This window comes from Acidovorax sp. FW305-C-20-28 (assembly GCF_058783375.1).
Genome location: NZ_JBYSYM010000005.1, coordinates 235,654 through 256,745, shown reverse-complemented (window position 1 = coordinate 256,745; position 21,092 = coordinate 235,654). Strand labels below are relative to the sequence as shown.

22 protein-coding genes are annotated in these 21,092 nt (G+C 68.0%); 10 read left to right on the top strand and 12 right to left on the bottom strand.

Features of this window, described 5'->3' with window-relative positions:
• Positions 1 to 103 precede the first annotated feature (103 nt).
• Positions 104 to 748 carry a Smr/MutS family protein gene (locus tag AC3WOH_RS08920; RefSeq protein WP_492229008.1) on the top strand — a complete coding sequence of 215 codons (645 nt, stop codon included), beginning with the start codon at positions 104 to 106 and terminating at the stop codon, positions 746 to 748.
• A gap of 10 nt (positions 749 to 758) precedes the next feature.
• On the opposite strand, the gene AC3WOH_RS08915 is transcribed toward AC3WOH_RS08920, so the two are convergent.
• The 7 genes from AC3WOH_RS08915 to AC3WOH_RS08885 form a co-directional block, all read right to left on the bottom strand.
• Positions 759 to 1,583 (bottom strand): carbon-nitrogen hydrolase family protein, encoded by an 825-nt coding sequence (locus AC3WOH_RS08915; RefSeq protein WP_492229001.1) that lies wholly within the window; start codon positions 1,581 to 1,583, stop codon positions 759 to 761.
• Positions 1,580 to 3,253: a flavin monoamine oxidase family protein gene (locus tag AC3WOH_RS08910; RefSeq protein ID WP_492229000.1), complete on the bottom strand. Its 1,674-nt coding sequence runs from the start codon at positions 3,251 to 3,253 to the stop codon at positions 1,580 to 1,582. The genes AC3WOH_RS08915 and AC3WOH_RS08910 overlap by 4 nt, the downstream gene beginning before the upstream one ends.
• Before the next feature lie 43 nt (positions 3,254 to 3,296).
• Complete coding sequence (locus AC3WOH_RS08905; protein ID WP_492228999.1) at positions 3,297 to 4,481, bottom strand: serine hydrolase domain-containing protein; 1,185 nt, start codon at positions 4,479 to 4,481, stop codon at positions 3,297 to 3,299.
• Positions 4,482 to 4,542: 61 nt separating this feature from the next.
• Positions 4,543 to 5,271, bottom strand: a complete 729-nt coding sequence (gene glnQ, locus AC3WOH_RS08900; protein WP_492228998.1) for a glutamine ABC transporter ATP-binding protein GlnQ — start codon at positions 5,269 to 5,271, stop codon at positions 4,543 to 4,545.
• Complete coding sequence (glnP, locus tag AC3WOH_RS08895; RefSeq protein ID WP_492228997.1) at positions 5,268 to 5,924, bottom strand: glutamine ABC transporter permease GlnP; 657 nt, start codon at positions 5,922 to 5,924, stop codon at positions 5,268 to 5,270. Before glnP ends, glnQ begins: the two co-directional genes overlap by 4 nt.
• Before the next feature lie 100 nt (positions 5,925 to 6,024).
• Positions 6,025 to 6,777 (bottom strand): transporter substrate-binding domain-containing protein, encoded by a 753-nt coding sequence (locus tag AC3WOH_RS08890; RefSeq protein ID WP_492228996.1) that lies wholly within the window; start codon positions 6,775 to 6,777, stop codon positions 6,025 to 6,027.
• Positions 6,778 to 7,239: 462 nt separating this feature from the next.
• Positions 7,240 to 8,076, bottom strand: a complete 837-nt coding sequence (locus AC3WOH_RS08885) for a helix-turn-helix transcriptional regulator (protein ID WP_492228995.1) — start codon at positions 8,074 to 8,076, stop codon at positions 7,240 to 7,242.
• 252 nt (positions 8,077 to 8,328) lie between these two features.
• Here AC3WOH_RS08885 and AC3WOH_RS08880 point away from each other — a divergent pair, with 252 nt between their 5' ends.
• Both AC3WOH_RS08880 and AC3WOH_RS08875 read left to right on the top strand, forming a co-directional pair.
• A complete protein-coding gene (locus AC3WOH_RS08880) occupies positions 8,329 to 9,768 on the top strand; it encodes an aldehyde dehydrogenase family protein (RefSeq protein WP_492228994.1) in 1,440 nt (479 codons plus the stop codon).
• Positions 9,769 to 9,828: 60 nt separating this feature from the next.
• Positions 9,829 to 10,800, top strand: a complete 972-nt coding sequence (locus tag AC3WOH_RS08875; protein WP_492228993.1) for a helix-turn-helix domain-containing protein — start codon at positions 9,829 to 9,831, stop codon at positions 10,798 to 10,800.
• 77 nt (positions 10,801 to 10,877) lie between these two features.
• Here the strand turns inward: AC3WOH_RS08875 and AC3WOH_RS08870 are convergent, their stop codons facing one another.
• Both AC3WOH_RS08870 and AC3WOH_RS08865 read right to left on the bottom strand, forming a co-directional pair.
• Positions 10,878 to 11,240 carry a cupin domain-containing protein gene (locus AC3WOH_RS08870; RefSeq protein WP_492228992.1) on the bottom strand — a complete coding sequence of 121 codons (363 nt, stop codon included), beginning with the start codon at positions 11,238 to 11,240 and terminating at the stop codon, positions 10,878 to 10,880.
• A 61-nt stretch (positions 11,241 to 11,301) separates the two neighbouring features.
• Positions 11,302 to 12,600 carry an NAD(P)/FAD-dependent oxidoreductase gene (locus AC3WOH_RS08865; protein ID WP_492228991.1) on the bottom strand — a complete coding sequence of 433 codons (1,299 nt, stop codon included), beginning with the start codon at positions 12,598 to 12,600 and terminating at the stop codon, positions 11,302 to 11,304.
• A 299-nt stretch (positions 12,601 to 12,899) separates the two neighbouring features.
• On the opposite strand from AC3WOH_RS08865, the gene AC3WOH_RS08860 reads away from it, so the two are divergent.
• The 3 genes from AC3WOH_RS08860 (at position 12,900) to AC3WOH_RS08850 (ending at position 16,321) form a co-directional block, all read left to right on the top strand.
• On the top strand, positions 12,900 to 13,730 hold the full coding sequence (locus tag AC3WOH_RS08860) for a TorF family putative porin (protein WP_492228990.1): 831 nt from the start codon (positions 12,900 to 12,902) through the stop codon (positions 13,728 to 13,730).
• 34 nt (positions 13,731 to 13,764) lie between these two features.
• Positions 13,765 to 15,195 carry an APC family permease gene (locus tag AC3WOH_RS08855; RefSeq protein WP_492228989.1) on the top strand — a complete coding sequence of 477 codons (1,431 nt, stop codon included), beginning with the start codon at positions 13,765 to 13,767 and terminating at the stop codon, positions 15,193 to 15,195.
• Positions 15,196 to 15,328: 133 nt separating this feature from the next.
• Entirely contained in the window at positions 15,329 to 16,321 is a 993-nt protein-coding gene (locus AC3WOH_RS08850) for a Bug family tripartite tricarboxylate transporter substrate binding protein (protein ID WP_492228988.1), read from the top strand.
• A gap of 6 nt (positions 16,322 to 16,327) precedes the next feature.
• Here AC3WOH_RS08850 and AC3WOH_RS08845 read toward each other — a convergent pair whose 3' ends face one another.
• The 3 genes from AC3WOH_RS08845 to AC3WOH_RS08835 form a co-directional block, all read right to left on the bottom strand.
• Entirely contained in the window at positions 16,328 to 16,798 is a 471-nt protein-coding gene (locus AC3WOH_RS08845; RefSeq protein ID WP_492228987.1) for a RidA family protein, read from the bottom strand.
• 26 nt (positions 16,799 to 16,824) lie between these two features.
• Entirely contained in the window at positions 16,825 to 17,406 is a 582-nt protein-coding gene (locus tag AC3WOH_RS08840; RefSeq protein ID WP_492228986.1) for a hypothetical protein, read from the bottom strand.
• A gap of 63 nt (positions 17,407 to 17,469) precedes the next feature.
• Entirely contained in the window at positions 17,470 to 17,901 is a 432-nt protein-coding gene (locus tag AC3WOH_RS08835; RefSeq protein WP_492228985.1) for a group II truncated hemoglobin, read from the bottom strand.
• Positions 17,902 to 18,019: 118 nt separating this feature from the next.
• Between AC3WOH_RS08835 and AC3WOH_RS08830 the strand changes: the two genes are divergently transcribed.
• The 4 genes from AC3WOH_RS08830 (at position 18,020) to AC3WOH_RS08815 (ending at position 21,082) form a co-directional block, all read left to right on the top strand.
• Positions 18,020 to 18,847: an ABC transporter substrate-binding protein gene (locus tag AC3WOH_RS08830; RefSeq protein WP_492228984.1), complete on the top strand. Its 828-nt coding sequence runs from the start codon at positions 18,020 to 18,022 to the stop codon at positions 18,845 to 18,847.
• Positions 18,848 to 18,929: 82 nt separating this feature from the next.
• Positions 18,930 to 19,628, top strand: a complete 699-nt coding sequence (locus AC3WOH_RS08825; RefSeq protein ID WP_492228983.1) for an amino acid ABC transporter permease — start codon at positions 18,930 to 18,932, stop codon at positions 19,626 to 19,628.
• Positions 19,629 to 20,342, top strand: a complete 714-nt coding sequence (locus tag AC3WOH_RS08820) for an amino acid ABC transporter permease (RefSeq protein ID WP_492228982.1) — start codon at positions 19,629 to 19,631, stop codon at positions 20,340 to 20,342.
• Positions 20,339 to 21,082, top strand: a complete 744-nt coding sequence (locus AC3WOH_RS08815; RefSeq protein WP_492228981.1) for an amino acid ABC transporter ATP-binding protein — start codon at positions 20,339 to 20,341, stop codon at positions 21,080 to 21,082. Before AC3WOH_RS08820 ends, AC3WOH_RS08815 begins: the two co-directional genes overlap by 4 nt.
• Positions 21,083 to 21,092: the final 10 nt, after the last annotated feature.

Genomic DNA, 21,092 nt, shown 5'->3' with positions numbered 1-21,092 from the left:
GGCCCGGCCCGCGCGCGTGCCCCGGCCGCCAGCCACGGCCCCCGCGCCAGCGGCCAAGCCCCCGCGGCGCGGCGCCCCTGCGCCCCGGCGCCCAGGCCAGCGCATCACCGACCTGCAGGAACTGGCCACCGTGGCACGCCAGCTGCGCGAGCAGCATGAGCGCGAGCAGGCCGAAGAGAAGGCCCGGCGCGAGGCCGCTGCCCGGGCCGAGGCCGAGCAGCAGCTGTTCAGCCGCAGCGTGGGCCCCATCACGCCGCTGCGCTTGCGCAACCTGGCGCGGCTGCAACGCCGCCAGCCCCAGCCGCTGCCACTGCAGCATTGGCTGGACGAAGAGCGCGTGCTGCTCGAATCCATCAGCGATGACTTCGACGTGAGCACTCTGCTCGACACCGACGACGCGCTGAGCTACCGCCGACCAGGCATCGGCGTGCAGGTCACGCAGCGGCTGCGCGCGGGTTACTGGGCCATCCAGGGCCAGCTCGACCTGCACGGCCTGCGCGTGGACGAGGCGCGCGAAGCCCTGGGCCAGTTCATCCGCCAGTCGCACAAAAGCGGCCTGCGCTGCGTGCGCGTGGTGCACGGCAAGGGCCTGGGCTCGCCCGGCAAGAGCCCCGTGCTCAAGGGCCGGGTGCAACGCTGGCTGGTGCAGAAGAACGAGGTGCTGGCCTTCGTGCAGGCCCGGCCCGTCGATGGCGGTGCCGGGGCGCTGCTGGTGCTGCTGCAGCCGGCGGGGCCGCGCAGCGTCTGAGGCATGGCGGCTACCTGCCTGCGTCTTCCTGCCCCTGCAAGCGCTGCGCCCTGCGGCAGTCCTGGAGATGATGGAGCCGCTTTCGGCCTTCGGCCAGCGTGTCCCGCGTCAGGTCCGCCAGCAGCAGGGTTGCACTGCGATCGCCATGGGCCAACACGGCCCCATCCGGCGCCACCACGCAGCTGAGCCCGTTGTAGACCAGCCCCTGTTCGCGCCCACAGAAATTGGCGTAGGCCACGAACACCTGGTTCTCATAGGCCCGCGTGGGCACCAGGTGCTGCGCAACGAAGTCGAAGCCCTCCATGTTGGCCGTGGGCACCACGACCACCTCCGCCCCCTGCAACGCCAGGCGGCGCACGTTCTCCGGGAACTCCACGTCGTAGCAGATCAGCATCGCCAGCTTCCAGCCGTGGAATTCGAACGGTGCTTCGTCTCCCACCCCTGCCGTGAACATGCCCCGGTCCAGATCGCCGAACAGGTGGGTCTTGTGGTAGCGGGCCAGGGCGCGGCCTTTGGCATCCATGCAGACGGCGGAGTTGGCCACGCCGCCGTCCGCAAGCCGCTCGGGATGGCCAAAGGCGATGGCCAGGCCATGCCGGCGCGCCAGTGCCGCGACCGCCTGCTCCCGGGCACCGTGCGCGGGTTCGGCCAGCGCTGCGGCTGCCGCCCGCCCGATGTGGTAGCCGGTCAAAGCCATCTCGGGCGTGACCAGCAGCTGGGCACCAGCCGCGGCCGCATTCCGGCAGGCCAGCTCCAGCCGCGCCAGGTTGGCTGGCACGTCGCCGGGCAGCGGCTCACACTGCAGCAGCGCCAGGCGCAGGTCCGCCACCGTCATTCGGGCAACGCCATGGGGCCGATGGCATCGAACACATCGCCCGGCCCCAGGTTGTCGCGGTGGCTGCGCCCCCCGAAGTGGCGCAGGATGCCCCATACCGCATTCAACGAAGTCTGCACGGCCCCCTCGACCCAGGCAGGAGTCCAGGACACGTCATCGCCCGCGATGAAGATGCCGCGCTCGGCCGCCGGCAAGCCGTCCTGCATGAAGTGCGAGAACATGCGCTGGTTGTAGCGGTAGTGCCCAGGCAGCGCGCCCTTGAAGGCACCCAGAAAGTGCGGATCGGCCTCCCAGGAAATGGTGATCGGGTCGCCGATGATGTGGCTGGCAATGTCCACCTTGGGGTAGATCTTCTTCAATGCCCCCAGCGCGAGCTTGACGCGCTTCTCCGGTGCCTGGGGCAGCATCTTCAGCGCGTCGCCCATCCACGCATACGACAGACAGATCACGCCAGGCTTGCCCGGGCCGTTGTCGAACAGGTAGGTGCCCCGTGTCAGGCGGTCCGTCAGCGTCATGCTCATCGTGTCGCGCCCGGTCTCGGGGTCCTTGTCCTTCCAGAAGGGCCGGTCGACCATGACGAAGGTCTTGCTCGACTGCATGTAGCGCGTGCGGTCCAGGGCCATCCACATCTTGTGCGAGAACAGGGATTCGTCGCAGTCGATCTGCGTGGTCAGCAGCCAGCTCTGGCAGGTGGTCAAGACGGCGTCATAGGATTGCTGCCCGCCCCAACGGTCGACCACGGCCAGGCGGCCATCGGGTTGGCGGCGGATGGCAGCCACCCCCGCGCGCGGCGCGCCCGCATGCAGGCTGGCCAGCGTGGTGCCGGCTGGCCAGTGCACCAGCCTGTCCGGTGCGTGGCGCCACAGGCCCAGCGGCACCTGCTCCACGCCGCCCACGATGAGGCGCTGCTCGTCGTCGCAATTGGTCATCACCACGCGCAGGATCTCGAGCATCGAGTTGGGAAAATCGGAATCCCAGCCCCCGGTGCCAAAGCCCACCTGGCCGAACACCTCGCGGTGCTGGAACGACAGGCTGGAGAAGGCCTGGGAGGTGGCGACGAAATCATAGAAGGTGCGGTCGTCCCACAGGGGGACCAGCCGGTTCCACAAGGCCTTCAAGGTCGGCACGTCGCGCTGGCGGATCGCCTCCTGCACGGCACTGAACGTGGCCCCGTCTTCCAGCGCCTCGCGCCAGGCATCGGCCACCTCGCGGAACATCGGCGGCAGATCCGCCAGGCTTTCGGCGTAATGCGTGAGGCCCTCCAGGTCGACCACGGTGCTGCCGGATGCCGGCGTCAGCGGATTGGGGAAGGCCCGGGTCTGCAACCCGAGCTGGTCGACGTAGTGGTAGAAGGCCGTTCCCGAGACCGGAAAGCGCATGCCTCCCAGTTCAGCGACCACGCCCTGCCCGCCCTCAAAGGCCTGCGAGCGCAGGCGCCCGCCGATCTTCGACGCCTCGTAGACCACCGGTTTCAGGCCCAGCTTCATGAGCTCATAGGCGGCCACCATCCCGGCCATGCCAGCCCCCACGATGGCCACTTCGGCGCCGTGGTGCTGCGCGGGCAGCACACCCAGCCCGGCCGGGTGGCGGATCCAGTCGTCGAACGGAAAGGGAAAGTCGGGGCCGAACACCGTGACGGGAGGCTTGTCCGCTGGATCAGGGGCAGTCATGCTGTGTGGAAGCTCAAGAGTCGGTGAGAGAGGCGCATCCGGGTCATGCCGTGCGCGCGATGGCGTCGAACAGTGCGAGGTTGAGTTCCTTGGCCTGGTCCACGACGGCGGTGGGCTGCGAAGAGAACTTGGCGATGACGGTCTCGGCGCGCGGATCCACATACAGCCACTGGCCGTGGATGCCCAGCGCGAAAAAGGCGCCATTGCCGGCACCCGTCTGGTACCACTTGTTGCGGTAACGCCCACGCGGCAGCCATGCGGAGAAGTCGCCCCGGGCCCACGCGTCGGCCGAGCCGCCTGTGACCGTGTCCTCCACCCAGGCCTGCGGCACGATGCGGCGGCCATGGGCCACGCCGCCCTGGCGCATCATTTCGCCGATGCGTGCCAGGTCGCGCGGCGCCATGTTGATGCCTCCCCCCGTGCGCGGCGTACCGGCGCGGTCTACCGTCACATAGGCGTCCTGCCGGGCACCCAGGGGCTGGAACAGCCGCTCCGACACCAGCTCGGAAAAACGCCGGCCGGACGCCCCCTGGATCACCAGGCCGAGCACATCCGAGTTGGGCGATGCATAGTGGAAAGGCCCGCCATGCCTGCGCGGCCCCTTCTGCAGGCGGGCAATGAGTTCAACCACGGTCTCCCCATCCCCGGGCAGCGAGGGCTCGAACAGCCCGGCGCGGCGGTAGCGCGCATACAGGCCATCGGGATCGCTGTAGACCTCATCGAAGTCGAGTCCCACGCGCATGTCAAGCACATCGCGCACCCGCGCATCGCCATAGGCCGAAGCCGCCAGCTCCGGCACATAGTGCGGCACCCGTTCTTCGACATCGAGGAGCCCATCGCCATGCAAAATGCCCGCGGCGATGGACGTGACCGACTTGCTGGCCGAGAACAGGATGTGCCGGGTCTGCAGGTCGAAGCCCGGGGCATGGAAGTCGGCCACGATGCGGCCGGACTTCATGACCACCATGGCGTCGGCAGACGTGGCGCGCAGTGCGTCGGCCACGGTGGTCCGCTCGCCACCGAACACAAACGCCTCGCGCAGCAGGCCCTCGGCACTGACCGCGGGCTCCTCGGCCAGGCCGGGCGTCGCAGCGATGCGGGCGCTGGGAATGAACTCGCTGACATGGCGGAAGGCCCAGACGTTCCAAGGCGCCTCGCGCCAGTTGTGCAGGCCAACCTCGCAGCGCCGGAAACCATGGGGAGACAAAAAGGCGGAAGAACTGGTCACGTTGGGGAACTCCATCGGAATTGGGGGGATGGGCACCGCGCAGCAGCGCGGTCGGCGTCCGTCAGTGCACGTGCAGCAGGAAGTCGCGGAAGCGTTCACTGGGCGGGTCGGCCAGCAGCTCGGTAGGCTTTCCGTCGTGCACGATGTGGCCGCCGTCCATGAACAGCAGGCGCGAGCCGACCTTCTTGGCAAAGGCCATTTCGTGGGTCACCACGATCATGGTCATGCCTTCGGCCGCCAGCGTCTGCATGACCTTGAGCACTTCCTGGCGCAGTTCGGGGTCGAGCGCCGAAGTCGGCTCATCGAACAGCATCAGCTTGGGCCCGACCGCCAGCGCGCGTGCGATGGCCACGCGCTGCTGCTGCCCGCCCGACAGCTGCGACGGGTAGTGGCCCATGCGCTCGGCCAGGCCGACCTTCTGCAACAAGGCCGCCGCGATGTCACGGGCCTCGGCCCGGGACTTGCCGCGCGAGCGGATGGGGCCGAACATCACGTTCTCCAGCGCGGTGAGGTGCGGAAACAGGTTGAACTGCTGGAACACCATGCCGGCCTCGAGCCGGATGTGCCGCACATCGCGCGCGTTGCCGCGCACGCTGACACCATCGACGCGCAGGTCGCCGCTGCTGATGGTCTCCAGCACGTTGATGCAACGCAGCATGGTCGACTTGCCCGATCCGGACGGGCCGATCACCACTGCGACCTCGCCCTGGCTTACCGACAGATCGATGGCATCGAGCACCAGCTGCGGGCCGAAGCGCTTGGAAACGTTCTGAAATTCGATCATGCTCATGGCAGGCGCACCGCCCGTTCGACAAAGCGCAGGCTCAGCGCGAGGATGGTGATGACGGCAAAGTAGATCAGGGCGACGGCAGCCCAGATCTCCACTGCGCGGAAGTTGGCGGCCATGATTTCCTGCCCGCGCCGCGTCAGCTCGCCCACGCCGATCACCAGGAAGATCGACGTGTCCTTGACCACGGTGACGAACTGGTTGCCCATGGCGGGCAGCGCACGGCGGATGGCAATGGGCGCGATGACATGCACCAGCACCTTGCGAAAGCCGACACCCATGGCGAGCCCCGCCTCGCGAAGCCCGGGGGGCACACTGTGGAGGGCACCGCGCACGATCTCGGCGTTGTAGGCACCGGAGTTGATGACGAGCGTGAGGATGCCCGCACTCGTCGCACTGATGCGCACCCCCATCAGAATGGGCAGGGCGAAGTAGACGAACATGACCTGCACGGTCAGCGGCGTGCCCCGGATCAGGGCCACGTAGACCTGTGCCGGGGCCTGCATGCGCCAACTGCCGTAGGTCAGCGTCACGCCGGTGAGCACCCCCACCACGATGCCGCCGGCCAGGCCGACCAGCGCGATCCACAGCGTCAGTTGCAGGCCCTGCATCAATTCGGGCAAGGCCTCGGCGATGACTTTCCACTCGAATTCCATCTCGAATTTCCGATCCAGCGAAGTTGGGAAGATTGCTTGCGGTGAGGCCGGCGAACAGGCCCTGTGTGGCACCCGTTCGGCGGTGGATGGATGGCGCGGCCTACTCCGCGCCGGTTCCGAACCATTTTTCGCGGATCGCCTTGAGGCGGCCATCGGAGCGCATGGCCGCCAGCGTTGCATTGGTGGGCGCCACGAGCGGGCTGCCCTTGCGGTAGCCGACGCCGACATCCAGGCCTTCGAGCGTGGGCTGCAGGATGCGGATCTTTCCCTTGCCGGCGTTGGCCGAGTAGTACATCAGCACCGGCTTGTCGTAGATCACGGCATCCGTGCGACCGGCCTCCAGCGCCAGCAGGGCGTTGTTCACGCTGGGCAGTTGAGCGATGTTCGCGCCCTTGATGTGCTCCTTGATGAAATCGACTGCCAAGGTTCCCGTCTCGGTGCCGATGGTCTTGCCCACCAGGTCTTCGGGTGTGCGGATGGTCTTGTTGTCGGCGCTGACCACGGCGATCAGCCCACTGCGGTAGTACGGATCGGAGAAGTCGATCACCTTCTGGCGCGCAGGCCGGATGAACAGCTGGGACACGATGCCATCGATGCTGCCGCTTTGCAGGGCCGGGATGAGCGCACCGAACTCCATGGACTGCACCCGCCACTTGCGGCCCATGCCCTTGGCGACCTCGTTGAACACCTCGAAGTCGAAGCCCGAGTAGCCATCGCCATCCTTGAAGCCGAACGGCGGATTGGTGGCCGCCGAGCCGATGATGAGCTCCGCGCCCTGGGCCCGGATTGCACCGGGGACGATGATCGTCGGCGCTGCCAGCATGCCGAGTTGAAGAAGCTGTCTACGTTGCATGGATTCCCCTCTGAGGGTTGGATGGGTGAGCGCGGGTGGCCAATCCGCAAGGGGCCGGCCGACGGGGATCAGGCGGGCGCTGCGGCAAGCACGACCCACAGCCGCAGGCGGCAGCGCCTGGCGATGAGGGGGGTTGTCGGTTGCATGCGGTGCCTCCTGGTGCGTGGTGCCCAGAATGTAGATTTGGGTCCCGCGGCCCGCGAACCCGTTTGCGACACCAGACGATCCATTGCGCGACATGCCGCGCCAAACTGGCCCCCGCTCTCAGAGCAGGTTCCAGGTCATTGCGCTGGCAACGGGCGGCGGCCCGGCAGCATCAACCCCGAGAAGCGCCCCTGCCCACCCCCTGCTCCGCACAGTGCGCGCGAGCGTGCACGCCCCTCTCCCGGTGGGCCAGCAAAAAGTGCCTTGCGCCGCTCTGTGCCTGCCCCGCACCGGGTGCCAATGGCCGGTGCTGCTGTCTCAGGACAGCAGGGAAGGCGGCTTGCCCGGCACGGCCAGCAGGCTGACCAGGCGGGCGGTGGAGGGCACGTCGAGCTTGCTGCGGATGCTGCGCAGTTGGTGGTCCACCGTCGACAGCGAACGCCCCAGCTGGCGCGCGATCTCCTTGTAGCTCAGGCCCATGGCCACCAGATGGGCCACGCGCCATTCGGCCGGTGTCAGGGCATCGCTGGCAATCTCCAGCCGCTGGCGCAGTGCATCGACGGCCTGCCCCTCCTCCAGCGCCAAGGCGGCACTGAGGACGGGCGCCACCACATGCAGTACCGTGCGGTGGAACAGGTCCACGCGCGCGCCGTCCAGAGTGTGGGGGACCTCCAGCCAGTCGGCGCACACGATGCCGAAGGGGCCGCCCTCGCGCAGCAGGGGCATGGCCAGCTTGCTGCAGGTGCCCTTGCTGCGGATGATGGCGCGCAGGCCATCCCCCAGAGAGGCCGACTGCTCGACCGATGCAACCCACACCGGGACCGTGCTGCGCAGCGCGGCCTGGATGCCGGGCCAGCCCAGGTCCAGCGGGGTGTCGAGCATGGAGGGCACTTCGCGGTCCTGCCGCAGGGACTGCACGCGGGCCTGGTACACCGGCGACAAGGGCTGCAGGGCACCGCTGTCCACCCTGTCCCCGCCCAGCTTGTCGCGCAACCAGTCCAGGGCAATGCGCCAGCAGGCCTCGGCATCGTCCAGGTACAGCATCAGGTGCGCCGCCAGGTCGCGCTCCCCTGCGGGCGTGGCCCAGCCGGCCCGGGGCGTCAGCAGGCGCTGGCGCAACTGGTGCTGTGCATGCAGGACGGAGGCACTGTCCATGGCCGATGGGTCGATCAAGGCACCGCAGGCAATGCGGCAAATTTCAACATTGTGAAATTTATTTGATACTGGTGAATTTTAGCAAAGGGGCCGCGCCCGGAACACGCGCCATTCAAACGGCTGCCAGTTCACCACATCGGCGCACCGGCGCCACAGGGTTTTCCCTTTCGCGAACACTCGCGATGTGCCCCGCCGGGCATCGGCCTAGCATCGCCGCCAGCAATGCACGCCACGCCAGCGAGGAGCTTTTCCATGACAACGCAGTTCGACTTTTTCATCGGCGGCCGCCCCATCCAGGGCACCCGGTCCTACGCCCCCTCCATCAACCCCTCCACCGGCGAAGCGCTGGGCATGGTGGCCCAGGCCACCGCGCAGGACGTGGCCGATGCGGTGTCGGCCGCCCAGGCCGCCCAGCCGGCCTGGGCGGCACGCAGCGACCAGGAGCGTGCCGACACCCTGCGCCAGCTGGCAGCCGCCTTGCGCGACAACGCCGAGCACCTGGCCACCTGGGTGGCGCGCGAGCAGGGCAAGCCCCTGGGCGGCGTGGGTCCCGAGGCCGTGCCGGGTGCGCGCTTCGAACTGTTCGCCTGCCAGGCCTGGTGCGAGGTCAATGCCGCGCTGCCCTTGCCTTCCGAGGTGGTGTTCGAAGACGACAGCCGGCGCGACGAGGTGCTGCGCAAGCCCTATGGCGTGGTGGCTGCCATCGCCCCGTGGAACTGGCCGCTGATGATCGCCATCTGGCAGATCGTGCCGGCACTGCGCATGGGCAACACGGTAGTGCTCAAGCCTTCGGAGTACACCTCCATCGCCACGCTGGAGATGGTGCGCGTGCTCTCCAAGGTGCTGCCGCCGGGCGTGCTGAACGTGGTGACGGGTGCCGGCGAGGTCGGCGCGGCCCTGGTGCAGGACGCGCGCATCGGCAAGATCCTGTTCACCGGCTCCACCGCCACGGGCGCGCGCATCGCCGCCACCGCGGCCCAGGCCATTGTGCCGACCACGCTGGAGCTGGGTGGCAACGATGCGGCCATCGTGCTGCCCGACGCCGACCCGCAGGCCATCGCCATGGGCCTGTTCTGGGGCGCGTTCATCAACATGGGGCAGACCTGCGCCTGCATCAAGCGCCTGTATGTGCACGACAGCCTCCACGACGCCGTGGTGCACGCGCTGGCCGCCCTGGTGAGCGCCATGCCCATGGGCGACCCGCTGGCCGAAGGCACGGTGATGGGCCCCATCCAGAACCGCATGCAGTTCGACAAGGTCGCCCGCCTGGTGCAGGGCGCGCTCGCCAATGGCCGCACCCAGGCCGTGTGCGGCGGTGCGCCGGCCGCGGGGCCGGGCTATTTCTACCCCCTCACCTTGCTCACCGGCGCGCGCGATGGCGATGCCATCGTGGACGAGGAGCAGTTCGGCCCCGTGTTGCCCATCCTGCGCTACAGCGACGTGGACGACGCCATTGCCAGCGCCAACCGCCTGGAGGTGGGCCTGGGCGCCTCGGTCTGGGGCAGCGACCCGGCGCGGGCGCTGCAGGTGGCGGGTCGGCTGCAGGCGGGCACCGTGTGGATCAACCAGCATGGTGCCGTCCACCCCATGGTGCCCTTTGGCGGCACCAAGCGCTCGGGCTGGGGCGTGGAATTCGGCGTGGAAGGTCTGAAGTCGGTGTCCACCCACCAGGTGATCAGCCTCAAGAAGTGAGCCGGGCCGTGGCACAGCCCTTGCAATGCTGTGGCACCCCACACTCTCCCACCCGCTGCCATGGAATCTGCTGCGCACAGCGCCACCGATGGGCCCCGCTATGCCGTGCGGCATTCCTCGGGCATCCAGGAGGCCTCCGACCATACCCGGCTGCTGGAAGGGTGGGGGCTGACGTATGAACAGCTGTCGCGCGGGCGCTTTTGCGGCAGCCTCAACGAGGCCTGGATCGACGGGGTGCACATGTACCAGGAGACCCTGGCCCAATCCATCTTCCAGTCCGGCGCCTCGTGCCCGGACAGCGTCTGCCTGGGCGTGTTCGCCGCATTGTCCGGCGAGGCCCGCTGGTTCGGGCAGGCCCTGAGCACCGACAGCGTGATGCTGCTGCAAGGCGGCGGCGAGCTGCTGCTGTCCACCCCCAAGGAGAGCACGCTGCTGGTCCTGTGCCTGCCGCAGGACGGCCTGGCCGAGTCGGGCGCGCCGCTGGGCCGCCAGCATGTGGCGCACCATCCCGCGCTGGCACAGCGGCTGCGCGAACAGGTGCGGCAGGCACTGGACCATCTGCTCACCCAGCCCCTGCGCTTCGCACGCGAAGGCACCCGCAGGCTGCTGCGCGCCGACATGCAGGACCTGGCCGGCGACTGCCTGGCCGCACTCGACGGCACACCGCCCGACCCCTGCCGTGGCCGCGCCACGCAGGTCGTGCGCAAGGCCATCGACCACGTCAACGCCCACCGCGGCGAGTTGGTCTCCATCGACGACCTGTGCCACGCCACGCACACCTCGCGGCGCAACCTGCAAACCTGCTTCGTGCGCGTCACAGGCGAGAGCCCGGCCCAGTTCCTCAAGGCCCAGCGGCTCAACGGTGTGCGCCGCGACATCCTGCGCGCACGGTCCACGCACATGATCGGCGACATCGCCATCGACTGGGGCTTCTGGCATTTCTCGCAGTTCTCGGTGGACTACAAGCGCCTGTTCGCAGAGTTGCCCTCGGACACGGCGCAGTACGCACGCTACCGCCGCAGCGGCGGCTGAAGCGCGCAAAAACACAGGGGCGCAGCCCCCGATACAGGCTGCGCCCCGGTTCACGCCCCACCAGGCGCAAGCGACCGTCAACCGGCCACGGCGAAGAAATGCTTGATGAAGACCCCGCCCTCCACCTCCCACAGCACCTCGGTGCCCTGGGTCACGAACCAGCTGTCGCCCACGGTATAGGTGCGCGCCTGGCCGGTGGCCACGTCGGTCAGCGACACACTGCCCTGCACGACCACGGCCTGCTCGTTGAAGGGGTAGCGCATGCGAAAACGCCCGGGTGTCACCGCGAAGTAGCCGGCCGACACCGGGTCGGCGGGGCCACCGAAGGTGCCCTGCGCATAGGCCAGGCACTCGCCCGCGAGGATCTCGGAACCGAGCTGGGTCACCGGGCCGATGGCGTGCATGGTGTCGAGGGCGGGAGGCGAAGAGAGAGGGGTCATGCCCATGGGAGTCCTTTCAGGAAAAGAGAGAAACAGCAAAAATGATCGGCAAGCAAGCGCTTCAGCGGCGCCCGTTCCAGAAGCCCGAGAGCTGGTGCCAAACCTTGCCGGCGCTCACGATCAGCGGACGGGCCTGGTCCTTGCCAACCACGCTGGCACGGCGGATGGAGCGGAGCAGGTCGTAGCGGGCCGAGCCTTCGGCCATGCCCTCGGCCAGCACCTTGCACACGATGTGGCTGGGCGTGACGCCAAAGCCCGTGTAGCCCTGCACGAAGAACACATTGCCGTGGCCGGGCAGCGAACCGATCTGGGGAAACAGGTTGGGGCTGCAGGCCATGGGCCCGCCCCAGGCCAGGTCGATGCGCACGTCCTGCAGGTAGGGAAACACCTTGAGCAGGAGTGCGCGGTTCCAGGCCTTGAGGTCGCCCGGGATGTGCTCGACCAGGGGCGTGGCCGAACCGAACAGCAGCCGGTTCTCGCGCGTCACCCGGAAGTAGTCGATCACGGGGCGGATGTCGCTGTACGCGCCGCGGATGGGGCTGATGCGCTCGATCAGTGCATCGCTGAGCGGCTCGGTCATGCACTGGAAGGCGTAGGTGTTGATGGTGGAGCGGTGCAGCTCGGGCTCCAGCCGGTTGAGAAAGCTGTCGCAGGCCCACAGCAGCTTGCCGGCCGTGACCGAGCCCTTGGGGGTGCGCACCTTCACGCGCGGGCCGTAGCTGACCTGCAGCGCGGGCGAGAACTCGAAGATCTGCACCCCGTACCCGGCCAGGGCCTGGGCCTCGCCCAGCAGCAGGTTGAGCGAATGCACGTGGCCGCCCCCCATGTGCAGCAGGCCGCTGTGGTAGGCCTCGGAGCCGATGATGCCCTGCACCTCGGCCCCCTGCACGTAGCGGATCTCGTGCTGCGTGTTGAGCGACTTGAACTCGCGCTCCCAGGTGCGCAGCGTGGCGGCCTGGCGTGCGTTGTAGGCCAGGTAGCCGTAGCCGCGGCAGAAGTCGGCATCGATGCCGTAGCGGTCGATGCGCTCCTGGATGATGCCGGCCCCCAGGTCGCTGATCTCGAACACCGCGCGCAGGCCGTCCTCGCCCACGTCCTTGCGGATCTTGCCGAGGTCGTGCCCGATGCCGGCCATGATCTGCCCGCCATTGCGGCCGGTGCCGCCGAAGCCCAGGTGCTTGGCCTCCAGCAGCGCGATGCGGCGGATGCCTTTTTCGGCCAGTTCCAGCGCGGTGTTGACACCGCTGAAGCCACCGCCGATGACGACGACATCGACGTCGAGGTCTTCTTCGAGGCTGGGAAAGTGGAGCTCGTATTTCTTGGTCGCGGTGTAGTAGGTCGCGGCTTCCGTGTGGATCATGGGCTGTCGCACGCTTGCGTGCATCTCCGGGGTCGTCGGTCGTTGTTCCAGGGCGAAGGCAGCGCCTGCAAAGCACTCGGCCGCCTGCGAAACGAGTATCCGGGCCGCCCGCGTGGGGGCGTTATCGAGATTGGGCACAGTTGCCGCGGCCCCGGGTTCCCCCGGGTCCGGGTGTGCCTTTTTTCGATAACGCCACAGCGGCGTGCGTCCAGATACTGCGGGCCTCCACACCACCGGCTTGCCCCGGGACACAGGGTCCCGGCAAGGGTGGCTACCAACCCCTCCCCGCAAAGGTTTCCATGAAAGCCCCGTTCATCACCGCATCGGCACTGGCCCTGTCGGCACTCGGCAGCGCCGCCCTCGCCCAGGAGGCGCCAGCCCCTTCAGCGCCCTGGCAAGTCTCGGGCACGGCCACGCTCGCCAGCGACTACCTGTTCAAGGGCATGACCCAGACCTGGAACCGCCCTGCGCTGCAGGCGGGTATCGACCTCACCACCGAAGCGGGGTTCAGCGCCGGCCTCTGGGCCTCGAACGTGAGCCCCAAGGTCTATGCCGGGGCCCACATGGAGATCGACGTCTCGCTGGGCTACCGGCAGGCCCTGAACCAAGACTGGGCCGTGGGCGGCGGCCTGCTGTCGGTGTTCTACCCCGGCGGCAACTACAACAAAGTGCGCTACGCGCCCCTGCCCTCGCAGCGCTACGACTTCACCGAGGCCAACCTGTTCGTCGCCTACAAGTGGATCACGCTCAAGTACTCGCGCACGCTCACCGACCTGCTGGGCTTCAACGCCGGCACGGGCTACACGGGCGGCACGCGCGGTTCGGCCTACCTGGACCTGAGTGCCGATGTGCCCCTGGCCGAGGGCTATATGCTCAATCTGCACGCCGGCCACCAGAACGTGACCGCCGACCTGGCCGCGCCGACCGCTGGCGGTTCGCGCAACCCCGACTTCAACGACTACCGCATCGCGCTCACCCGCAGCTTTGCCCAGGGGCTCTCGGCCACGGCCGGAGTGGCCTGGAACAGCAACCGCGCCTTCTTCGACGCCACGCTCTCCAACCACGACCTGGCGGACACCCGGGATGTCGGCAAGCGCCGCTTCTTCGTCTCTGTGAGCAAGGCCTTCTGAAGGCCCGGGCCGCATCGCGCAAAGGACACTCTCCATGACACACGCACGACAACTCAAGACCAACACGCTGGGGCTGTGGTCCATCGTCTTCTTCGTGGTGGCCGCGGCCTCGCCCATCACGGGCGTGGTGGGCGCCATGCCCATCGCCTTCATGGCAGGCAATGGTGCCGGGCTGCCCGGCATCTACGTGCTCGCCGGGCTGCTGCTGTGGATCTTCTCGTTCGGCTTCGTCGCCATGGGCCGGCACGTGGTCAATGCGGGCGCCTTCTACTCCTACGTGTCGGTGGGCCTCGGGCCCAAGCTGGGACTGGCCGGGCTCAACGTCGCACTGCTGACCTACGCGGCCATCCAGATCTCGGTGGTCGCCATGTTCGGCTTCTTCACCCAGATGTTCCTGGCCGAGCACCTGGGGCTGAACGCCCCCTGGTGGGTCTGCAGCATGGTGATGCTGCTGCTGGTGCTGGCACTGGGCATCCTGCGCGTGGAAATCGGCGGCAAGGTGCTGGGCCTGCTGATGCTGGCGGAGGTGGGCATCGTGCTGCTCGTCGATGCCGGCGTGCTGCTGCAGCACCGCGGTGCCTTCGAGTGGAGCTCGTTCACCCCCGCCACGGTGGGCAGCGGCGCCGTGGGCATTGCGATGGTGTTCGCCATCAGCTCCTTCATCGGCTTCGAGGCGACCGCCATCTATTCCGAGGAATGCCGCGAGCCGCAGCGCACCATCCCGCGCGCAACCTTCGTGGCGGTCACGCTGATCACCCTGTTCTTCGGCCTCACCAGTTGGTGCTTCGTGCAGTACCACGGTGCCTCCGGGGTCGCCGCCGCCGCGGCCAAGGACCCGGGCACCTTCGTGTTCGACACGGCGGCCCAGGCCCTGGGGCCCAAGGCCCTGCTGGCCATGTCGCTGCTGCTCATCACCAGCCTGTTCGCCGCGACCCAGGCCTTCCACAACACCATGTCGCGCTACCTGTTCGCCATCAGCCGCGACGGCTTTTTGGTGGGGGCTTTCTCCAGGGTGCACGCCCACCATGGCACGCCCTATGTGGCCAGCATGGCCCAGACGGCCTTCATGCTCGCCGCCATCGGCACGGTCGCCCTGCTCGGCCAGGACCCAATGGCCGTGGTCTTCGCCTGGTGCTCGGCCCTGGCGACCATGGGCATCCTGCTGCTGCAGACCGCCGTTTCCGTGGCCGTGGTGGTGTTCTTCTGGCGCAACCGCAGCGCCCAGGCCTCGGCCTGGAGCCGTCTCGTCGCACCGGCGATCTCGGCCCTGGGCATGGCCGGCGTGCTCGCCATGGTGGTCCGGCATCTCGCCGTGCTCAGCGGCACCGAGACCTCGGCCATCTATGCACTGCCCTGGGTGCTGGCCGGTACAGTGGTCTGCGGCCTGCTCTACGCCTTCTACCTGGCCCAGGCACAGCCCTCGCGCTATGCCCGGCTGCGCGAGGTGTTCGAGCATGTGGCCTGATTTTGCGGCCGGCGGCGGGCGCCAGAGAATCACTTAGATCATTTGCCGCTATGCAAGTGACAAAAGGATCGTTCCTGTTTGGCCGGCGCCGCCCCAGAATCGCGGCCTCCATCGACTCCCTTGCGAACCGGCCATGCGCGCTGCAGCCTCCCTCAAAAACCTCGCCGTGGCCTGGGCCACCGCCTGCGTGGCCCTGACCGCGGCCGCGCAACAGCCATCGGCTTCGGCGCCCTTCCCCAGCAAGACCGTGCGCCTGACGGTGCACAACTCGCCCGGCAGCGCACCCGATGTGCTGGCACGCTACCTCTCGCAACGCCTGGCCGAGCAGTGGAAGCAGCCCGTGGTGGTGGACAACCGGGGCGCGGCCGGCGGCATCGTCGCGGCCGACGCGCTGGCCAAGGCCCCGCCCGACGGGCACAGCCTGCTGGTCGGCGGCGACGGGCCCATCACCATCCTGCCCAACCTGCAGCCCAAGCTGCCCTACGACGCCCAGCGCGATCTGGTGCCCGTGGTGTCACTCGGCCATGTGGATTTCGTGCTCGTGGCCAACGCCAAGACAGGCTTTCGCAGCCTGAACGACTTCGTGCGTGCCGCCAAGGCCGCGCCGGGCCGTTACAGCTATGCATCGGCCGGCAATGGCAGCGCGCTGCAGTTCAGCATGGAGCTGCTCAAACAGCAGGCGGGCTTTTTCGCCACCCACATCCCCTACCGCGGCGGGCCGCTGGGCCTGCAGGACGTGGTGGCCGGGCAGGTCGAGGTGATGTTCGTGGCCCTGGGTCCGGCGCTGCCGCACATCCGCAGCGGCCGCGTGGTGGCGCTGGCCACCACGGGCGAGCAGCGCAACGCCCTGCTGCCCGACGTGCCCACCGTGGGCGAGACCTACCGCGGCTACCGCTCGGGCACCTGGTTCGGCCTGTTCGCGCCGGCGAACACACCGCAGCCCGTGCTCGATGCGATTGCCGCCGATGCCGCACGCATCGTGCAGACGCCGGCCGCGCGCGCCGAACTGGCCGCGCAGGGCATCGATGCCACGGGCACGCCGCAGCAGCAGTTCCAGAGACAGGTGGCGGCCGAGTACGGGCGCTATGCCCAATTGGTGAAAACGGCGGGCATCAAAACCGAGTGACCCGGCTCAGTCGGTGGTGGCGATCAGATCCACTTCGACCGTCGCGTTCTTGGGCAACTGCAGCACCCCGACCGAGGTGCGCGTGTGTGCGCCTGCCGGGCCGAGCACGCGGAACAGCAGGTCCGAAGCACCATCGGCCACCTCGCTCTGCTGCGTGAAGCCCGGGGCCGACTGCACGTAGACGGTGATGCGCAGCACGGCTGTGACGGCATCGAGCGTGCCCAGCGCACGCTGCAGCAGCGCCAGCGCGCGCATAGCACAGACCTGGGCGGCGCGCTGCGCGTCCTGCAGCGAGGCATCGGCCCCGGCCGCGCCGGTGACGACCACGGTGTCGCCCACGCGCGGGATCTGGCCGCTCAGGTAGAGGTGGCGGCCATCGCGCACCAGCGGCACGTAGTTGCCACCGATCTTGATCTCGCCGTCGAAGGAGTAACCCAGCGCCTGGGCCTCCTGTGCAAAACGTTCATCGCAGGACATGGACAGCAGGTCTCCCGTCAAAAGATTCATTCGGGCACCACGGCCCCTTCAAAGCCCAGCGACATGGGCTGCTTGAGATCACCCGTATTGCCCATGCCCATGGGCCCGAGGCGCAGGTTGCGCGCGCTGAAATACAGGTAGCCATTGACCTTGGACAGCGTGACGGTGCCGGCCTTGTCGCCGCTCTGCCAGCCCAGCAGCTTGCCGCCCGACGCATCGCCGAGCGAGACCCGCACCTTTTTCTGCGCCGGGTCCGGCTTGGCCGCCACCTCGTAGGTACCCGGTGCCGGACGGTCGGTACCAAAGTCCACCTCGACCAGTTGCGTCTGGGAGTTGGAGGCAAACACGAAGGCCTTGGGAGTGGTGAGGTAGGTGAGCCCGGTCTTGAAGGCGTAACGGGTCTTGGCCGCATTGGCCACCTCGGCGCGCACCTCGCCGAAGTTGTGCCAACCGTTGGGCCCCGCGTAGAGCTTGCTCTTGGGGTTGGTGAAGCGGTCGTCCGAGGCAGGCGGCACATTGCTCCAGGTGTCCGCCGCGGCAGGGGCCGGCTGGGCATGCGACAGGGCACAGGCCAGCAGGCTGGCGGCAAGGACAAGGGAACGCTGCATGGCGCGGACTCCTTCAGTGGAATGGACAGCCGCAGTATGCCTGCAGCCGCGCGCCACCACCGCTCACATCAGTTTCTTGGCTACCAGCGGCTGGTTGACCATCCAGTCCGCCGTACCCGTAAAGCTTTCGCGCAGGCGTGCGCGCAGCGCCTCGGGCACCCCCGTCTCGCCCATGGCCTGGTCCATGCAGGCCACCCACTGGCGGCTCTCCTCTGGACCGATGGCAAACGGCATGTGGCGCGCCCGCAGGCGCGGGTGGCCGAACTGGTCGGTGTAGTAGGACGGGCCGCCCAGCCAGCCGCACAGGAACCAGAACAGCTTTTGCCGCGCGCTGCCGAGGTCGCTGCCGTGGGCGGCGCGCAGGGCGGCATAGGCCGGCTCCAGGTCCATCAGGTCGTAGAAGCGCTCGACCAGGGCGCGCACGCGCTCTTCGCCGCCGATCCATTCGAAGGGCGTGGTGGCAGGGGGGGTGTTCTCGGTGGTGTCGTCGTCCATGGGGTCACAGTCTGCGCCAAGCACGTTTGGCGAGTTTGATTATAAGAAATGCGATGTTCATATCTCTCAGTTGGAAGCGTAGCCTTCAGTCTTCAACAAGTCTGGAGAGAGAGAAATCATGCGCATCCGTTTCATTGCCTCCCTGGTAGCCGCCGCGTTTGCCGTCGCGGGCGCCGCCCATGCCGACCAGTTGGCCGACATCAAGAAAAAGGGCGAGCTGGTCGTCGGCGTGCTGGGCACCGACGAGCCCAACAGCTTCATCGACCCCAAGACACGCGAGCTGATCGGCTACGAGGTCGACCTGGGCAAGGCGATCGCCAAGAAGATCGGCGTCAAGCCCGTGTTCAAGCAGCTGGCCGTGGCCGCGCGCATCCCCGAGCTGCAGCAGGGCCATGTGGACATCCTGGCCGCTTCGCTCACGCACAACAAGGAGCGCGAGGCGCAGATCGACTTTTCGCTGACGACCTTCGTCACCGGCCAGAAGGTGCTGGTGAAGAAGGCCAGCGGCATCAAGGACGTGGCCGACCTGGCGGGCAAGCGCGTGGTCACCGTCAAGGGCGGCACGCAGGAGCCCAATGTGCGCAAGGCAGTGCCCACCGTGGAGGTGGTGACCTTCGAGACCACGCAGCAGGCCTTCCTCGCGCTGCAGCAGGGCAAGGGCGTGGGCTATGTGAACGATGAGTCCTCGCTGATCGACGACTTCGGCAAGCTCGGTGAGCGCAACAAGGACTACGCCATCCTGCCCACCAACCTGAGCGTGGAGCCGCTGGCGCTGGGCATCAAGAAGGGCGAGAGCGCCGTGAAATCCATTGTGGACGACACGCTGCGCGACCTGGAGAAGTCGGGCGAGGCCGAGAAGATCTACTTCAAGTGGTACGGCCCGAAGACCAAGATCAAGTTCACCACCCGCCCCTTCAAGTTCGAATCGGACAAGATCGACGGTTGATGGTGGTGAGCGGCGCTGCCGCGGGCCGGGGGCACGCCATTGGTGCATGCCCCTGGTGCCGTGACGCACCGCACCGGCCTGCATGCCCTTGTTTGACTACGCCCTGCTGCTGAGCGGCCAATACCACCTCATGCTGGTGGGTGGCCTGCTGCTGTCCTTGCAGCTGCTGGCCGCATCGCTGCTGCTGGCCCTGCCGATCGCCCTGGTCGTGGCCCTGCTGCGCCTGGCACCCGTGGCAGCGCTGCGCTGGGCGGGCTTTGCCTTCGTCGAAGGCATCCGCAATGTGCCGCTGCTGGCGCACATGCTGTTCTGGTACTTCGGTGCGCCCGAGCTGCTGCCGGAGGCCGCGAAGCAGTGGCTCTACGACAGCGGCCATGCCGAGGCAGCCGCCGCCATCGTGGCGCTCTCGCTCTACACCGCGGCCTTCATGGCCGAGGACATCCGCAGCGGCATCCGCTCGGTGCCCGCGGTGCAGCTGGAAGCAGGCCGGGCGCTGGGCTTCGGCTTTCTGGCCGCCATGCGCCGCGTGGTGCTGCCGCAGGCGCTGCGCGTGACCGTGCCGCCCCTGATATCGCAGTCGCTGAGCCTCTGGAAGAACACCTCCATCGCCACCGTGGTCGGCGCGGCCGAACTCATGTACCAGGCGGCCAAGGTGGAGAGCGCCACCTTCCGCAGTGTCGAGGCCTTCGCCTTTGCCAGCGCGGCCTACCTCACCGTGTCGCTGCTCATCACTGGGCTGGCCAGCTGGTACCACCACCACTATCCCGTGCGAACGATCTAGATGCTGGAATTGATTGACACCTACTGGCTGTATTTCCTGGTCGGCCAGTACCCGAATGGCCCGCTCGGCGGCCTGGCGCTCACGCTGCTGCTGGCGGCCGGCGCGCTGCTGCTGGCGCTGCCGCTGGGCATCGTGTTCGGGCTGGCGCGCGTGAGCCCCTGGCGCCTGGTGCGCTGGCCCGTCACGGCCCTGGTCTTCGTGGTGCGCGGCACGCCGCTCCTGATGGTGATCTTCTGGGCCTATTTCTTTTTGCCCAGCGTGACCGGGGTGAAGACCGGGCAGTTCACCACCATGCTGCTTGCGCTCGTGGTCTTCAACGCGGCCTACCTGGCCGAGATCGTGCGCGCCGGCATTCTGGGCGTGCCGCGCGGGCAGATGGAGTGCGCGCGCGCCCTGGGCCTCAGCTACCCGCGCGCCATGCGCCTGGTGGTGCTGCCGCAGGCACTGCGCAGCATGCTGCCTTCGCTCGTCAACCAGTTCGTCTCCACCATCAAGGAGACCTCGCTGGGCTACATCATCGGCCTCACCGAGGTGTCCTTCATCGCCACCCAGATCAACAGCCAGGTCTTCATCCGGCCGGCCGAGGTCTTCGGCATCCTGGGCCTGACCTACTTCGTGCTGTGCTTCGGCCTGTCGCGCCTGGCCTATGGGCTGGAACGCCGGCTGGCACGGCGCGCGGCCTCCCCCTTCAACGCCAAGGCGCTCCCGACATGATCGAACTGCACGACGTCAACAAATGGTACGGCAGCTACCACGCCCTGGTGGACGTGACCGAAACCATCGAGCAGGGCGAGGTGGTCGTGGTCTGCGGGCCCTCGGGCTCGGGCAAATCCACGCTGATCCGCACGCTCAACCGGCTCGAACCCATCCAGGGTGGGCGCATCCTGATCGACGGGCACCACATCTACGGGCCCGACGTGAACGTGAACACGCTGCGCTCGCGCATCGGCTTCGTGTTCCAGCAGTTCAACCTGTTCCCACACCTGTCGGTGCTGGACAACTGCACGCTGGCACCGATCCAGCTGCGCGGCCTGTCGCGCCCGCAGGCCCAGCAACGCGCCCTGACCCTGCTGGATCGCGTGGGCCTGGCGCACAAGGCACACGCCTGGCCGAGCGAGCTCTCGGGCGGGCAGCAGCAGCGCGTGGCGATTGCCCGCGCCCTGGCCATGGAGCCGCCGCTGATGCTCTTCGACGAGCCCACCAGCGCCCTCGACCCCGAGATGGTGGGCGAGGTGCTGGTGGTCATGCGCGACCTGGCCCGCGATGGCATGACCATGGTCTGCGTGACACACGAGATGGGTTTTGCGCGCGAAGTGGCCGACCGCGTGCTCTTCATGGACGAGGGCCGCGTGCTCGAGCGCGCCACGCCGGGCGAGTTCTTCACCCGCCCGCAGCACCCGCGCGCGCAGCAGTTCCTGTCGGACATCCGCACGCCGTTTGCCAAGGCGGCGTAAGCCGCCTCCC

What these genes read in the sequence shown, in the direction of transcription:
- AC3WOH_RS08835 (WP_492228985.1), bottom strand. Translation starts at nt 17,901, where the DNA reads ATGGACGACGACACCACCGAGAACACCCCCCCTGCCACCACGCCCTTC.
- AC3WOH_RS08890 (WP_492228996.1), bottom strand. Translation starts at nt 6,777, where the DNA reads ATGCAACGTAGACAGCTTCTTCAACTCGGCATGCTGGCAGCGCCGACG.
- AC3WOH_RS08910 (WP_492229000.1), bottom strand. Translation starts at nt 3,253, where the DNA reads ATGACTGCCCCTGATCCAGCGGACAAGCCTCCCGTCACGGTGTTCGGC.
- AC3WOH_RS08865 (WP_492228991.1), bottom strand. Translation starts at nt 12,600, where the DNA reads ATGATCCACACGGAAGCCGCGACCTACTACACCGCGACCAAGAAATAC.
- AC3WOH_RS08885 (WP_492228995.1), bottom strand. Translation starts at nt 8,076, where the DNA reads ATGGACAGTGCCTCCGTCCTGCATGCACAGCACCAGTTGCGCCAGCGC.
- AC3WOH_RS08915 (WP_492229001.1), bottom strand. Translation starts at nt 1,583, where the DNA reads ATGACGGTGGCGGACCTGCGCCTGGCGCTGCTGCAGTGTGAGCCGCTG.
- AC3WOH_RS08820 (WP_492228982.1), top strand. Translation starts at nt 19,629, where the DNA reads ATGCTGGAATTGATTGACACCTACTGGCTGTATTTCCTGGTCGGCCAG.
- glnP (WP_492228997.1), bottom strand. Translation starts at nt 5,924, where the DNA reads ATGGAATTCGAGTGGAAAGTCATCGCCGAGGCCTTGCCCGAATTGATG.
- AC3WOH_RS08845 (WP_492228987.1), bottom strand. Translation starts at nt 16,798, where the DNA reads ATGTCCTGCGATGAACGTTTTGCACAGGAGGCCCAGGCGCTGGGTTAC.
- AC3WOH_RS08840 (WP_492228986.1), bottom strand. Translation starts at nt 17,406, where the DNA reads ATGCAGCGTTCCCTTGTCCTTGCCGCCAGCCTGCTGGCCTGTGCCCTG.
- AC3WOH_RS08855 (WP_492228989.1), top strand. Translation starts at nt 13,765, where the DNA reads ATGACACACGCACGACAACTCAAGACCAACACGCTGGGGCTGTGGTCC.
- AC3WOH_RS08830 (WP_492228984.1), top strand. Translation starts at nt 18,020, where the DNA reads ATGCGCATCCGTTTCATTGCCTCCCTGGTAGCCGCCGCGTTTGCCGTC.
- AC3WOH_RS08875 (WP_492228993.1), top strand. Translation starts at nt 9,829, where the DNA reads ATGGAATCTGCTGCGCACAGCGCCACCGATGGGCCCCGCTATGCCGTG.
- AC3WOH_RS08850 (WP_492228988.1), top strand. Translation starts at nt 15,329, where the DNA reads ATGCGCGCTGCAGCCTCCCTCAAAAACCTCGCCGTGGCCTGGGCCACC.
- AC3WOH_RS08880 (WP_492228994.1), top strand. Translation starts at nt 8,329, where the DNA reads ATGACAACGCAGTTCGACTTTTTCATCGGCGGCCGCCCCATCCAGGGC.
- glnQ (WP_492228998.1), bottom strand. Translation starts at nt 5,271, where the DNA reads ATGAGCATGATCGAATTTCAGAACGTTTCCAAGCGCTTCGGCCCGCAG.
- AC3WOH_RS08825 (WP_492228983.1), top strand. Translation starts at nt 18,930, where the DNA reads ATGCCCTTGTTTGACTACGCCCTGCTGCTGAGCGGCCAATACCACCTC.
- AC3WOH_RS08815 (WP_492228981.1), top strand. Translation starts at nt 20,339, where the DNA reads ATGATCGAACTGCACGACGTCAACAAATGGTACGGCAGCTACCACGCC.
- AC3WOH_RS08870 (WP_492228992.1), bottom strand. Translation starts at nt 11,240, where the DNA reads ATGACCCCTCTCTCTTCGCCTCCCGCCCTCGACACCATGCACGCCATC.
- AC3WOH_RS08860 (WP_492228990.1), top strand. Translation starts at nt 12,900, where the DNA reads ATGAAAGCCCCGTTCATCACCGCATCGGCACTGGCCCTGTCGGCACTC.